The sequence below is a fragment of the Nesterenkonia sp. E16_10 genome (assembly GCF_017347085.1).
In the GTDB taxonomy this organism is placed as follows: Bacteria; Actinomycetota; Actinomycetes; order Actinomycetales; family Micrococcaceae; genus Nesterenkonia.
Genome location: NZ_JADPSA010000048.1, coordinates 15,737 through 30,220, shown reverse-complemented (window position 1 = coordinate 30,220; position 14,484 = coordinate 15,737). Strand labels below are relative to the sequence as shown.

Genomic DNA, 14,484 nt, shown 5'->3' with positions numbered 1-14,484 from the left:
GGGGCGGATGCGCCTTCAGTCCGAGGAGCCCTCGACCAGCAGATGGGCTGAGGCCTCGTCCAGGATGAGATCGGTGGGCAGTCCGGCGGCCAGCGCGCCGCGCAGCCCGCTGATCTTGGTCTCACCCGAGACGACGCAGATCCGGCGTGGAACCTGGCGCAGCAGGTCCAGGTTCGGCCCGGTGCTGCGCTGGTTGATCTGCAGGTCGCGGTGGCTGCCGTCGGCGCGGAAGAACATGGTCGCCACGTCACCGACCACGCTCTTCTCGTGGAGCATCCGCAGATCAGCATCGTCGAGGTACCCGCCGGCGTAGACGTGGCTGGGGATCCCCGAGTTGGTCGATCCGACGCCGAAGATGGCCATGGTCATGCGTCGCTGGAGCTCCAGGATCCGCAGCACGCTGCGCTCGGCCCACATGGCGGTCTTGGTCTCGGCATGGTCGAAGAAGGCCGGCACCGGGAACTGCTCGACGCGGGCGCCGTAGGCGTAGCCGAACCGCCGCAGGATCTCGCTGGCGTAGGCGATTCCGGTGGTCTGGGTGTTGCCGGCGCCGTTGAGCTGCACGATGGTGCTGTCATGGGTGCTCTTGCGGGTCAGGTGCTGGCTGACCGCGCTGAGCGTGGATCCCCAGGCGACCCCGATGATCGCGTTGGAGTCGACCAGTGGGCCGATGGTGCGCGCCGCCTGGATCGCCACCCGGTCCAGGGCCTCGGAGTCGTCCAAGGTGCCGGAGACCGGCACGACGTGGGCCTCCACGCCGAAGCGCCGACGTATCTCGTTCTCCAGCGAGGGCGCCCGGTGCGCCGGATTGTTGACCTGGATCTCGACGAGTCCGGTGTCCCGGGCCAGCGAGAGCAGCCGCGAGATCGTGGAGCGTGAGGTCCGCAGCTCCCTGGCGATCGCGTTCATCGTCAGATCCTGGAGGTAGTACATCTGTGCCGCGCGCAGGGCATCGCCGCTGCGAGACCTTGCGGACTCACGGGTGGATGAATGTGCACCGGAACTGGGTCTTCCGTCCTTCGGCGAAGCGTTCATGGCCATTCCTCCCGGCTGAGTCTGCACGTCTGTGCATCAGCATTGACTATCTGTCCGAAACTTTCAAGAGTGGACCTATACGCACCGAGTAACCCGATGCGCACAGCGATGCCCCGAGGAGAATGTGATGTCCGACACAGCAATGACCAACGGTGAGACCCGGACCCCCGCCGAGCGGGCCGAGGTGAGGCAGCTGCGCGAGACGCCGCGGGCCTCGGTGCTGATCATCGGCGGTGGCATCAACGGCGTGGGAACGTTCCGCGACCTGGCTCTGCAGGGTGTCGATGTCGCCCTCGTGGAGCGCGGCGACTATTGCCAAGGAGCCTCAGGGGCCTCCTCGCACATGATCCACGGCGGCATCCGCTACCTGGAGAACGGCGAGTTCAGGCTGGTCCGGGAGTCCGTGGTGGAACGCAACGGGCTGCTGAAGACCGCGCCGCACTACGTGAAGCCGCTGCAGACCACCATCCCGATCTACAGCACCTTCTCCGGAATCCTCGCAGCACCGATGCGGTTCCTCACCCACCGGCAGTCCGGCCAGCCGCGTGAGCGCGGAGCGTTCCTGATCAAGGCGGGCCTGACCATGTATGACTGGTTCTCCCGCGACGGAGGGGCCGTGCCGCGGCACAGCTTCGCCGGACGCCGGGCCTCCCTGGCGCAGCTGCCGGACCTGCGACCCGATGTGCGCTACACGGCCACCTACTTCGACGCCTCGGTGCACAATCCCGAGCGGATGACGCTGGACGTGCTCCGGGACGGACTCAACGCCAGTCCTGAGGCCCGCGCCACGAACTACGTCAGCGCAGTGAGTCGTGACGGTGAGTCGGTGACGCTCCGCGACGAGCTCACCGGCGAGGAGTTCCCGTTCACCGCCGACGTGGTCGTCAATGCCACCGGAGCCTGGGTCGACGGGACCAACGAGTCTCTCGGTGAGCCCAGCGCCTTCATGGGTGGGACCAAGGGCTCCCACATCGTGCTCGACCACCCGGAGCTGCTGGCCGCCTGCGCGGGCCGCGAGATGTTCTTCGAGAACACCGATGGTCGGATCGTGCTGATCTACCCGATCGAGGATCGAGTCCTGGTGGGCACCACCGACATCGACGTGGACGTCAACGAGCAGGCCGTCTGCACCCCCGAAGAGGTCGATTACTTCATCGACCTGATCGGGCAGGTCTTCCCCCGAATCACGGTGGAGCCCGGGCACGTGGTCTACAGCTTCTCCGGGGTTCGGCCGCTGCCGCGCCACGACGAGACCCAGCCGGGCTTCGTCTCTCGGGACTACCGGATCGAGCACCGCGCCGTCCACACGGCAGACCGCCCCGTGACCATGCTGAGCCTGGTCGGCGGGAAGTGGACCACCTTCCGGGCGCTCTCGGAGCACATGACCAACGACGTGCTCGAGATCCTGGGCAGGCGCCGCACCGTCAGCACCGCCGGGCTGGCCATCGGCGGCGGAGCAGACTTCCCCAAGACCGCGTCCGCCGAGAAGGCCTGGGTCATGGCCCACTCCGGGGACGGACTCTCCGCCGAGCGTGTCGAGGGTCTGCTGGTCCGCTACGGGACCCGCGCGGCAGAGGTCATCGAGCACCTGCGTGCAGGCGCCGACCAGGCTCTGGACTCCACCTCGGAGCTGAGCCAGCGAGAGCTCGCCTACATGGTGCAGCACGAGCAGATCGGCCACCTGATCGACGTCCTGATCCGCCGCACCTCGCTGGCCTTCCGCGGGAAGGTCACCTCGGAGCTGCTCCGTGAGCTGGGGCAGATGCTCGCCCCGCTGCTGGGCTGGGACGAGGCGACCGTGAGCACGGAGGTCGAGCATGCCGAGCGAGTGCTGCGTGAGTGGCACAAGGTCGAGCTCAAGGATCTGGTGGCCTAGCCCACCGTGGCTGCGCGGCACCGGGGGTGCCGCGCAGCCCTAAGAACTCCCCGCAGTAGCTGCTGGGGTAGGAGGAGCCGAAGCACCCGGCTGAGGTCCCCAAAGAAATGAATAACGAAAGGAGCCAAAGATGTCTCTGGAAGCATTTGTCGCTGAGACCTTCGGCACCATGCTGCTGTTGCTGCTCGGCGGTGGCGTCGTCGCCAACGTCGCACTGAGAGGGACCAAGGGCAACAGCGGCGGATTCCTGATGGTCAACTTCGGCTGGGGGCTCGGCGTCTTCGCCGGCGTCTATGTCGCCGCGCTCTCCGGGGCGCACCTGAACCCCGCGGTCACCGTGGGCCTGCTGGTCAATGCAGACACTGCAACCCTGGGCCCCGACATCGAGAAGACGCTGGTCAATGTGCTGCTCTACTTCGCGGCGCAGATGCTGGGCGCCATGCTCGGCGCCGTGCTGTGCTATCTCGCCTATAAGCAGCATTTCGACGCCGAGCCCGATGCCGCGACCAAGCTCGGGGTCTTCTCCACCGGACCCGCGATCAGGTCCGCCCCATGGAACCTGCTCACCGAGATCATCGGCACCTTCGTCCTGGTCTTCGTCATCATCGCCTTCGCCGGAACCCCCTCGGGGCTCGGACCGCTGGCGGTCGCGCTGCTGGTCGTCGGCATCGGCGCCTCCCTCGGTGGGCCCACCGGCTACGCCATCAACCCTGCCCGTGACCTCGGGCCCAGGATCGTGCACGCACTGCTGCCGATCAAGGGCAAGGGTGGAAGCGACTGGTCCTACGCCTGGGTCCCGGTGGTCGGACCTCTGATCGGCGGTGCACTGGGTGGCCTGCTGGCCATGCTGATCACGCTCCCCGCCGTCACCGGATAACGCAGAAGCATCGCGGGCAGCATGGCTGCTGACCGCTGAGGAAAAGCACCCGACAGAACACTCAAAGAGGAGAACAGCATGTCGAAATACATCATCGCGATCGACCAGGGAACCACGTCCACCCGCGCCATCGTCTTCGATCACAGCGGAAACATCGTGTCCTCGGGCCAGAAGGAGCACGAACAGATCTTCTCCAAGGCCGGTTGGGTCGAGCACGACCCGATGGAGATCTGGACCAACACCAGGGAGGTCATCGGCAATGCTCTCTCGAAGTCGAACCTGACTCGTCACGACATCGCCGCGGTCGGCATCACCAACCAGCGGGAGACCACGGTGGTCTGGGACAAGCACACCGGAGAGCCGGTCTACAACGCGATCGTCTGGCAGGACACTCGCACCCAGCCGATCGTGGACGAGCTCGCCGCCGACGGGGGAGTGGAGCGCTTCAAGAAGAAGGTCGGCCTGCCGCTGGCGACCTATTTCTCGGGCACCAAGGTCAAGTGGATCCTGGACAACGTGGAGGGCGCACGCGCCAAGGCCGAGGCCGGAGACCTGCTCTTCGGCAACACCGACTCCTGGGTGACCTGGCATCTGACCGGCGGCACCGAGGGCGGCGTGCACATCACCGACGTCACCAACGCCTCCCGCACCATGTTCATGGACCTCGAGACCCTGTCCTGGGACGACGAGATCCTTGCAGCCTTCGGCGTGCCGCGCTCGATGCTCCCCGAGATCAAGTCCTCCTCGGAGGTCTATGGCAAGGTGCACACCGCGCAGCTGCTGCGCGAGACGCCCGTGGCCGGCATCCTCGGAGACCAGCAGGCCGCGACCTTCGGGCAGGCGGCGTTCGAGAAGGGCGGGGCGAAGAACACCTACGGCACCGGCAACTTCCTGATCGTCAACACCGGTGAGGAGATCGTCCGGTCGCAGAACGGGCTTCTGACCACCGTCTGCTACAAGCTGGGAGACGCCAAGCCCGTCTACGCGCTGGAAGGCTCCATCGCGGTGACCGGATCGCTGATCCAGTGGCTGCGCGACAACCTCGGCTTCATCAAGTCCGCTCCTGAGGTGGAGACCCTTGCCAAGTCGGTGGAGGACAACGGCGGGGTGTACGTGGTGCCCGCCTTCTCCGGGCTGTTCGCTCCCTATTGGCGGGGCGAGGCCCGCGGCGTCATCGTGGGGCTCACCCGCTTCGTGAACAAGGGCCATATCGCTCGCGCCGCGCTGGAGGCCACGGCCTTCCAGACCCGCGAGGTGCTCGATGCCGCCAACGCCGACGCCGGAGTCGACATGGAGGACCTGCGGGTCGACGGCGGCATGGTCGCCAACGATGCGCTGATGCAGTTCCAGGCCGACATCCTGGGGATCCCGGTGGTCCGCCCGAAGGTCACCGAGACCACCGCCCTGGGTGCCGCCTACGCGGCCGGTCTTGCCGTGGGCTTCTGGCGCGACACCGATGAGCTGGCCACGAACTGGTCCGAGGACAAGCGCTGGCTGCCTGAGATGGACGCGGCTGAGCGGGACCGCCAGCTGCGCCTCTGGAAGAAGGCCGTGACCCGGACCTTCGACTGGGTGGACGAGGACGTCAAGTAGGAGTCCAGGCCACGCAGCCGCACTCCACGGCAGCCGCAGACGGGCCCGTGCTGATCCTTGCGGATCGGCGCGGGCCCGTCTGCGTTGAGGCCGGGGCAGCGCGGTGTGATCTCAGATGCGCTGCGGTGGTCTCAGAGATGCTGCGGTGATCTCAGATGCGCTGCGGTGAGCGACCGGGGTGCGGCGCCGCCGTCAGCCCGTGGCGTCCCCGCCTGCCGCGGTACTTTGCCGGCTCCGGGGGTCGCCAGGCCTCGAGGACCTTGGGCGCGAGCGAGAAGACCTGCACACCCAGCGGGTGGCAGTGCTCGAGCTGCTCCTCGGTGCTCGCGGCCTCGGGCCCCCACATGTGCACCGAGAGGTCCCCGCCGGGGCAGGTGGAGAGTGCGCAGAGCAGATCGGTCTCGGCGAAGAATTCGAAGTAGTCTCCCGGCTGCGTGGGGCAGCCGTCCATGAAGTATTCACGGTTCTCATTCAGGCCTGCGAACTGGAAGACGTTGAGCACGTCGTGGACATCGGACTCGGTGAGTCCATGCCCCATGATCGCCCGTGTGAGGTTCGAATGGCAGTGGTAGTCGAAGTCCTCGTCGGCCAGCATCCGATTCACGTAGGGATCGCAGCGGGTCCCCAGCAGGTCGTGGATCACCTCGGCGTCGGGATGATCGGCCAGCGAGTCCCCGATCACGGTGGCCATCGGACGCAGCTGCGGCAGGGTGGACCAGAAACGGTCGTAGGTGGTCATCGAGGCCCGCTGCAGCTGCCGGGTGCGGGCGGCCCAGAATCGTTCCCGGGGATTGTGCAGGTTCCACAGATTCAGGTCACCGACCTGAGGGCCCTCCACGGCGTTGATCCGCACGATCGATCCGGCCTTGACCTCCCAGGCGTGGCCGGAGCGGACCGGGATCTCGAACTCCTGGGTCAGGGTGCGCTCGGCGGCGGCCACCGCGTCGTAGAAGCTGCGATCCGGGTCCAGCGGACCGCCGGGCGCCGACTGATACGCCGCGGGCTGATCGTAGGTGCGGGAGGTGCGTGATGACTGGGGTGACCGGGCAGCTCTACCTGGGGCGCCGTCGGCTCCGGTGCGGATCTCTGCGCTCATGCTGTCTCCTTCGTGGGGGAACCAGCCCAGTCTAGAGAAACGGCCGGGACCGACAGCATTCTGTCGGTCCCGGCCTGTCCTGCTCATCCCTCAATGGTGCAGCCTGTTGAAGCTCTGACGCTCCGAATCCCTGGGGCTATGTCGCCTCGGCCTGCGGATCGCTCCCCTCAGAGGTCCGCCAATGCGGAAGCCGGGTCCTGGAGACAGGTGGCCACGAAGTTCAGGAACCCGCCGGCGGTGCCGCCGTCGCACACCCGGTGATCGAAGGCGATGGTCAGCGTGGCGACCTTGCGCACGGCAAGCTCTCCGTCCACCGCCCAGGCGCGGTCCAGGATCCGCCCGATGCCGAGGATTCCGACCTCTGGGTGGTTGATGATCGGGGTGGCCCCGTCGGAGCCGAAGACCCCGTAGTTGTTCACCGTGAAGGTGCCCCCGGTGAGCTCCTTGCCGGAGATCTTGCCCTCGCGGGCCTCGGCGACCAGCCGGGAGATCTCCCCGTGCAGCGCCCGGGCGGAGAGCCGTTCGGCGTGCCGGATCACCGGAACCACCAGGCCGGCCGGAGTCTGGGCGGCGAAGCCGAGATTCACGCCGTCGTAGTGCACGATCTCCTGGGTGCCGGTCGCCGTGTCCTCGAGCCGGGTGGCCAGGTCGGGGTAGCGGGCGAGCCCCGCCAGCACGAACCGGCTGAGCAGCGCCAGCAGCGAGGGCGCGGCGCTGCCGTCCCTGGTCGCCTGTTCCTTGAGCCGGGAGCGCAGCGCGAGGATCTCGGTCATGTCCACGTCCTGCCAGACCGTGGCCTCCGGGATCTCCCGGCGCGAACGGGTCAGCGTGGTGGCCACCGCCTTGCGCATCCCTGACATGGGGACGCGCTCACGGACCTCGAGGCCGCCGGGAGCCGGGGCCGCGGCACCGGTGGTGCTGGAGCCCGACGCGGCAGCAGGCGCACCAGTAGGTGCCGAAGCCGGTGCATCGGCAGGCGCAGCTCCAGGCACAGCGTCCTGGCTCGAGGCCGTGACACCGGCGGTCTGGCTGGCAGCGCCGACGGCGGCGAGCACATCGGCGCGCAGGATCATCCCCTCCGGGCCGGATCCGGTGAGCTCACCCAGGGTGAGCCCATGCTCGCGGGCAAGCCGGCGCACCAGCGGCGAGGAGACCCGAGGGGCCCTCGAAGCTGAGACTGTAGTGGCTGGACTCGAGGCGACAGCCCCGCCGGGCGCAGCTGCGCCCACGGCGACCGGGCGGGAAGCCCCGCTGCGCCGGCGTCGTCGTCCGCTGCGCTTGGCGGTGGAGGTGCCATAGCCGATCAGGACATTGCCGGACCCCTCCTCGGAGGACTCAGCAGCGGTGTCGGGGTCGGCCACCGATCCGGTGGCGGGCGCCGTGCCGGCGCGCTCCTCCTCGCGGTAGCTCAGCGCCCCGGCCTCGGAGGTGCCGTTGGCCTCGGCGCCGGTGTGGCCGGCGGCGTCCGAGCCGCCGGATCCAGCGGCCTCGGACTCGGCGCCCACGGTGATCAGCGGCTCATCCACGATCAGCGTCTCGCCCACGGCGCCGTGGAGCTTGGTGACCACCCCGGCGTAGGGGGTGGGCACCTCGATGGCGGACTTGGCGGTCTCGACCTCGGCGATCGGCTGATCCACCACGATCGTCTCGCCCTCGGCCACCAGCCAGCTCAACAGCGTGGCCTCGGTCAGTCCCTCGCCCAGGTCGGGCAGGTTGAAGGTGGTCATCTCAGTCCTCCCACTGCAGCTCGTCGAGCGCGTCCAGGATCCGGTCCACGCTGGGCAGGTGGTGCTCCTCGAGCTTCGGCGATGGATACGGAATGTCGAACCCGGTGACCCGCTTGACCGGGGAGGACAGCGAGTGGAAGCTGCGCTCCTGGATCCGAGCCACGATCTCGGCGGCCACCGAGACGAAGCCCTGCGCCTCGGCGATCACCACGGCGCGGCCGGTCTTGGTCACCGTGGCCTCCAGTGCGGCGTCGTCGAAGGGCACGATGCTGCGCAGGTCCAGGACCTCCGCGGAGATCCCGTCCTCGGCGGCAGCCTCAGCGGCCTTCAGTGCGGTGGACACGCTGGGGCCGTAGCTGATCAGCGAGACGTCGGTGCCCTCACGCACGACGACGGCCCGGCCCTCCGCGCCGACCCCGGCCGCCGGCGCGGACTCGTCCTGCGCCGCAGACTCATACCGGGTGCGCAGGTCGCTGAGGTCCACGGCCTCCTTGGTCCAGTAGAGCTTCTTCGGCTCGAAGAAGACCACCGGGTCCGGGGAGTCGATGGCCTCGCGCAGCATCAGGTAGGCGTCGCTGACCGTGGCCGGGGTGTAGATCTTCAACCCCGGGGTGTGTGCGTAGTAGGCCTCGGAGGAGTCGCAGTGGTGCTCCACGCCGCCGACTCCGCCGCCGTAGGGGATTCGGATGACCATCGGCAGCCGGACCCGGCCGCGGGAGCGGTTGGCGGTCTTGGCGATGTGGCTGAAGATCTGCTCCAGCGCCGGGTAGGCGAAGGCGTCGAACTGCATCTCGATCACCGGGCGCATCCCGTTGATCGCCATGCCCATGGCCATGCCGGCGATGCCGGACTCGGCCAGCGGGGTGTCGAAGCAGCGGTTCGCGCCGAAGCGCTGGGTCAGCCCGTCGGTGATCCGGAAGACGCCGCCGAGGGTGCCGACGTCCTCGCCGAAGACGCAGACCGAGCGGTCGTTCTCCATCGCGTCGGACATCGCGGTGTTCAGCGCCGCCGCGAAGGTGGTGGGCTTGGTGGTGGCGCCGGTGGCGCTGGTGGCGGGTGCGGTGGTGGTGGCAGTGGCCATGGGTCAGCCCTCCTGGCTTCGCTCGAGCTCATCGGCCAGCTTGGCGCGCTGTTCGCGCAGCTGGGCGGTCGGGGCGGCATAGACGTGGTCGAAGATCTCCAGCGGGTCCATCTCGGGCTCGGTGGTCATGGCCAGGCGCAGCGCCGCGGCGACCTCCTCGGCCTTGCCGCTGATCCGGGTCTCGGCCTCGGCGTCGAGGACCCCGCGCTCGGTGAGGAAGGTGCGCATGCGCAGCAGCGGGTCGCGCTGCTTCCACTGCTCGACCTCGGCGGTCTCGCGGTAGCGGGAGTCGTCGTCGGCGTTGGTGTGCGCCTGCATCCGGTAGGTGATGGCCTCCAGCAGCAGCGGCATGGAATTTTCGCGGGCCAGATCTACGGCGCGGCGCAGCGTGGCCAGCACGGCCACCATGTCGTTGCCGTCCACCTGCTCCCCGGCCATGCCGTAGCCGATCGCCTTGTGCGCCAGCGACGGGGCGGCGGTCTGTGCCGAGAGCGGCACCGAGATGGCGTAGCCGTTGTTCTGCACGAAGAAGACCACCGGCACCTCGAAGACCGCCGCGAAGTTCAGCGCCTCGTGGAAGTCGCCCTCACTGGTGGCGCCGTCGCCGCACATCGCCAGCACCACGGTGTCCTCGCCGCGCAGCTTCGCCGCGTGGGCGACGCCCACCGCGTGGAGCAGCTGGGTGGTCAGCGGTGTGGACATGGCCGAGATCTTGTAGTCCAGCGGGTCGTACCCGCAGTGCCAGTCACCCCGGAAGGAGACCATGACCTCCAGCGGGTCCACCCCTCGGGTGATCGTGGCGACGGTGTCGCGGTAGGTGGGGAACATCCAGTCGCCGGTGCCCAGTGCAAGGGCGGCACCGACCTGGCAGGCCTCCTGGCCGTGCGAGGAGGGGTAGACCGCGAGCCGGCCCTGGCGGACCAGCGCGTAGTTCTGGTCATTGACCCGACGTCCCACCACCAGCGCCTCATAGGCGGCCAGCAGCGCGTCGTCCTCGGGGATCGGGTACTCATGCCCGGGGCTGGTGCCCTGCGCCTCCTGCGGGATCAGCTGCCCGTCGGGTCCCAGCATCCGGATCTGCTGGGCGGCCGGGAGCATGTACTGCTCGGGTGTGATCCCGAAGCTGCTGCTGGTCTCCTTGATATGGGAGCCCTGGATCGGGGTCCCCTCCCGTGTCTCGCTGGTCATCGCGAGGCCTCCTAAAAGTCTCTGGCGCAGGTGTCGTGCATCACATTCCTGATATGAGTGTGTCCCAGCCTGCCGGCACGGGGCCACCGCGCAGGCAGATCCGAGACGGGCCCCTCCGGGGATCGACGCAGGCTGGACGAACTGCGCGTGTGAGGTGCGCCACGGCTGGTATCGTCCAGAACTATGGGCGATGACCGAGACGAGACGGCGCGAGGCGAGATCTCGCTGGACTCCGTGGACCACCGGATCCTGCATGCGCTGAGCCAGGACGCCCGGCAGTCGGTGAGCGCCCTGGCCCTCGGCCTGCACCTGTCTCGGGCCAATGCCTATGAGCGGATCTCCCGGCTGCGCGCCGCCGGAGTCCTGCAGGGCTACACCGCGGTGATCGACCCCCGCGCCGCCGGAATGTCCACCGCCGCCTACGTCTTCCTGACCCTGAAGCAGGACGACTGGGAGGTGCTGCGTGGGGCGCTCGCCGATGAGCCTGCGGTGCGACACCTGGCGCTGGTCGGCGGTCAGTACGACGCCGTACTGCTGGTGCGCACCCGCACCGTGGAGGAGCTGCGCCGGGTGGTCTTCGAGCGGATCCAGTCACTGTCCTGCGTGCAGTCCTCCCAGACCGCCCTGATCTTCGACGATCACACCCAATATGAGCACCCGATGCCAAGGAGACCTTCATGACCTTTCGAGCAGCCCTGATCGAACAGACCCTGGAGCGCGGGCGCATCCAGCAACACGAGGCCACGCTGAAGGACCTCCCGGAGGACTTCCTAGAGAGCTCCGGCGGAGACGCCCCGGTGGACATCGAGGTCCACTACTCCGGGATCAACTACAAGGACGGGCTCGCCCTGGCCGGAAAGCCCGGGGTGGCTCGGACCTCCCCGCTGATCCCGGGCATCGACCTGGTCGGGGAGGTCACCGGCTCCGCCGATCCGAGGTTCAGCCCCGGCGACGTCGTGGTGCTCACCGGCGGCGGGATCGGTGAGGCCGCCCACGGCGGGCTCGCCGAGCGCGCCCGGGTCTCCGCGAAATACCTGGTCAAGCTGCCCGAAGCGCTGAGCGCGAAGCGGGCCGCGGCGATCGGCACCGCTGGGTTCACCGCGATGCTCGCGGTGCTCGCCCTGGAACACGGCGGAGTGCGGCCCGAGGCCGGCGAGGTCGTCGTCAGCGGAGCGGCCGGCGGCGTCGGATCGGTGGCGATCGCGGTGCTGAACCAGCTCGGATACCGGGTCACCGCGGTGACCGGCCGGGTCCAGGAGCAGGGCGAGTATCTGCGTCACCTCGGGGCGGCCGAGCTGCTGGACCGAAAGGACTTCGCCGAGGCCGGGTCTGCGCTGCAGAAACGACGCTGGGCGGGCGGGATCGACTCCGCCGGCTCGGCGACCCTGGCGAACATCCTCTCCCAGACCGACGACGGCGGCACCGTCGCCAGCTGCGGACTGGCCCAGGGGGTCGACCTGCCCACCACGGTGATGCCCTTCATTCTGCGCGGGGTCACCCTCGCCGGAATCAACTCGGTCACCGCGACGCCCGAGCTGCGCGAACAGGCCTGGGCTCGGCTGGCCAGCGACCTGCCCGTGGGGCTGCTCGACGAGATGACCCAGGAGATCCCGCTGGACGGAGTCTTTGACCAGGCCGAGCGGATCCTCGCCGGTGAGGTCCGCGGACGGACCGTCGTGGCGCTCCAGGGGTGAGCCCGCGGCGGTAACCGCTGCGCGGCTGAGCTGGGAGAAGCGCTTCCATGCGGGCGCTGTTGTGTGGGGTGTCCCATTCCGATCTCCCGGGCTAGGATGGGGTTAATTACCGACCGTTCGGTCAGTTCTACCTGTCGTTGAGAGGACCCCATGGCTGCCCCTGACACATCTGCGGCTCCCCGTCTCCTGCCCAGCTACATCCAGGACTCCTGGTGGACCCCGGAGTCCCCGAGTAAGGTCCACGAGATCCTCGATGCCTCCACCGCCGAGCCGGTCTGCCTGGTCTCCACCGAGGGGCTGGACACCGGTGCCGCCGTCGCCCATGCTCGCTCGGCCGGCCAGGCGAGCCTCGGGCAGCTGAGCATCCACCAGCGCGCGCTGCGCCTGAAGCACCTCGCCGCCTACCTCCACGAGCACCGCGAGGAGCTCTATGAGCTCTCCGACCGCACCGGCTCCACCCGCCGTGACCACCTGATCGACGTCGACGGCGGCATCGGCACCATGCGCGCCTTCTCCTCGAAGGGACGCAAGGAGCTGCCCAACGCCAACGTCATCGTCGACGGAGCGGTGGAACAGCTCTCCCGCGACGGCTCGTTCCTCGGCGAGCACATCTACACCCGGCTCACCGGGGTCGCCGTGCAGATCAACGCCTTCAACTTCCCGGTCTGGGGAATGCTGGAGAAGTTCGCGCCCAGCTTCATCGCCGGGGTGCCCACCATCGTGAAGCCCGCCTCGCAGACCGCCTATGTCACCCAGGCCTGCGTGCGGCTGATGATCGACTCCGGGCTGATCCCCGCCGGGGCGCTGCAGCTGATCTCCGGCTCCGCCCGGGACCTGCTGGACCACCTGGATCACCGCGACCACGTGGCCTTTACCGGCTCGGCGAACACCGCGCAGCTGCTGCGCTCCCACGACAACGTCGCGAACCAGGGCGTGCGCTTCACCGCGGAGACCGATTCGCTCAACGCCGCGATCCTGGGCCCCGACGCCGGTCCGGAGACGATCGAGTTTGACGCCTTCATCAAGTCCGTGACCCTGGAGATGACCGCGAAGACCGGTCAGAAGTGCACCGCGATCCGCCGCGTCATCGTGCCCTCGGCCCAGGTGGATCCGGTGGTCGAGGCCCTGAGGTCCCGGCTGGACTCCCGGGTGGTGCTCGGAGATCCCCGCGACGCCGAGACCACCATGGGCCCGCTGGCCTCACAGGATCAGCGCGAGGAGGTCGCCCGTGCGGTGGACACCCTGGTCAGCGCCGGCGGCGCGCTTCGGGTGGGCGGACCCGAATCCGGCACCGGCTCGGCCGACGCCGGACGAGGCGCCTTCTTCCCGGCCACCGTGCTCTCCTTCGCCGAGCCCCGCACTCCTGCGGTGCATTCGGTGGAGGCCTTCGGGCCGGTCACCTCGGTGCTGGGCTATGCCGACATCGACGACGCCGTGGACCTCGCCGCCCTCGGCGGCGGCTCCCTGGTCGCCACCGTCTGCACCCACGACCCGGAGATCGCCGCCGAGTTCACCCGGGGCATCGCCTCCCACCACGGACGGGTGCTCTTCCTGGACCGCGACGACGCCAAGACCTCCACCGGCCACGGCTCCCCGCTGCCCCACCTGGTCCACGGCGGGCCGGGCCGGGCCGGCGGCGGCGAGGAACTCGGCGGCATCCGCGCGGTCAAGCACTATATGCAGCGCACCGCCGTCCAGGGTTCTCCTGACCTGCTCACCGGAGTCACCGGAGTCTGGCACCGCGGGGCGAAGGCCGTCACGGCGACGCCCGAGACGGTCGCCGACGGCACCGCAGTCCACCCGTTCCGCAAGTCCCTGGCCGAGCTGCGCATCGGAGATCAGTTCACCTCGGGACTGCGCACCGTCGCACTGGAGGACATCACCGCCTTCGCGGAGTCCACCGGGGACACCTTCTACGCACACACCAATGAGGAGGCGGCGACGGCGAACCCGTTCTTCCCGCGCCGAGTCGCCCACGGATATCTGCTGGTCGCCTGGGCAGCGGGGCTCTTCGTGGAGCCGGCCCCGGGTCCGGTGCTGGCCAACACAGGCCTGGAGAACCTCTCCTTCCAGACCCCGGTGACCTACGACGACTCGATCCGGGTCACGCTGACCGCGAAGCAGATCACCCCGCGCGAGACGGATGACTACGGCGAGGTCCGCTGGGACACGGTGCTGCACAACCAGCACGACGAGATCGTCGCGACCTATGACGTGCTGACCCGGGTGGCGAAGCAGAACAAGCCCGAGTGGATGTGATGCCCGCCCCGGGCGCGGCAGGCTGAATCCGGACGCGCTGAACCCGGACGCGCAGAAC

General features: G+C 68.7%; 11 protein-coding genes. 6 read left to right on the top strand and 5 right to left on the bottom strand.

The window, feature by feature from the left end; translation table 11 throughout:
* Positions 1-15 precede the first annotated feature (15 nt).
* Positions 16-933 (bottom strand): sugar-binding transcriptional regulator, encoded by a 918-nt coding sequence (locus I2487_RS14360; protein ID WP_207170461.1) that lies wholly within the window; start codon positions 931-933, stop codon positions 16-18.
* A gap of 229 nt (positions 934-1,162) precedes the next feature.
* On the opposite strand from I2487_RS14360, the gene I2487_RS14355 reads away from it, so the two are divergent.
* From I2487_RS14355 to glpK, 3 genes are all read left to right on the top strand, one after another.
* Positions 1,163-2,911, top strand: a complete 1,749-nt coding sequence (locus I2487_RS14355) for a glycerol-3-phosphate dehydrogenase/oxidase (protein ID WP_207170437.1) — start codon at positions 1,163-1,165, stop codon at positions 2,909-2,911.
* Positions 2,912-3,041: 130 nt separating this feature from the next.
* Positions 3,042-3,788: an MIP/aquaporin family protein gene (locus I2487_RS14350; protein ID WP_207170438.1), complete on the top strand. Its 747-nt coding sequence runs from the start codon at positions 3,042-3,044 to the stop codon at positions 3,786-3,788.
* Between the two features lie 78 nt (positions 3,789-3,866).
* A complete protein-coding gene (glpK, locus tag I2487_RS14345; protein WP_207170439.1) occupies positions 3,867-5,381 on the top strand; it encodes a glycerol kinase GlpK in 1,515 nt (504 codons plus the stop codon).
* Between the two features lie 151 nt (positions 5,382-5,532).
* On the opposite strand, the gene I2487_RS14340 is transcribed toward glpK, so the two are convergent.
* The 4 genes from I2487_RS14340 to pdhA form a co-directional block, all read right to left on the bottom strand.
* Positions 5,533-6,477, bottom strand: a complete 945-nt coding sequence (locus tag I2487_RS14340; protein ID WP_207170440.1) for an urea carboxylase-associated family protein — start codon at positions 6,475-6,477, stop codon at positions 5,533-5,535.
* 167 nt (positions 6,478-6,644) lie between these two features.
* Positions 6,645-8,204, bottom strand: a complete 1,560-nt coding sequence (locus I2487_RS14335; protein ID WP_207170441.1) for a dihydrolipoamide acetyltransferase family protein — start codon at positions 8,202-8,204, stop codon at positions 6,645-6,647.
* A 1-nt stretch (position 8,205) separates the two neighbouring features.
* Positions 8,206-9,285: an alpha-ketoacid dehydrogenase subunit beta gene (locus I2487_RS14330; RefSeq protein WP_207170442.1), complete on the bottom strand. Its 1,080-nt coding sequence runs from the start codon at positions 9,283-9,285 to the stop codon at positions 8,206-8,208.
* A 3-nt stretch (positions 9,286-9,288) separates the two neighbouring features.
* Positions 9,289-10,473, bottom strand: coding sequence for a pyruvate dehydrogenase (acetyl-transferring) E1 component subunit alpha (gene pdhA / locus I2487_RS14325; protein ID WP_207170443.1), 1,185 nt, complete (start codon positions 10,471-10,473; stop codon positions 9,289-9,291).
* 183 nt (positions 10,474-10,656) lie between these two features.
* Here pdhA and I2487_RS14320 point away from each other — a divergent pair, with 183 nt between their 5' ends.
* The 3 genes from I2487_RS14320 to paaZ all read left to right on the top strand — a co-directional run bounded on the left by I2487_RS14320 (position 10,657) and on the right by paaZ (position 14,426).
* Positions 10,657-11,154 carry an Lrp/AsnC family transcriptional regulator gene (locus I2487_RS14320; protein WP_207170444.1) on the top strand — a complete coding sequence of 166 codons (498 nt, stop codon included), beginning with the start codon at positions 10,657-10,659 and terminating at the stop codon, positions 11,152-11,154.
* A complete protein-coding gene (locus I2487_RS14315) occupies positions 11,151-12,167 on the top strand; it encodes an MDR family oxidoreductase (RefSeq protein ID WP_207170445.1) in 1,017 nt (338 codons plus the stop codon). The genes I2487_RS14320 and I2487_RS14315 overlap by 4 nt, the downstream gene beginning before the upstream one ends.
* Positions 12,168-12,317: 150 nt before the next feature.
* Complete coding sequence (paaZ, locus tag I2487_RS14310; protein ID WP_207170446.1) at positions 12,318-14,426, top strand: phenylacetic acid degradation bifunctional protein PaaZ; 2,109 nt, start codon at positions 12,318-12,320, stop codon at positions 14,424-14,426.
* Positions 14,427-14,484 lie beyond the last annotated feature (58 nt).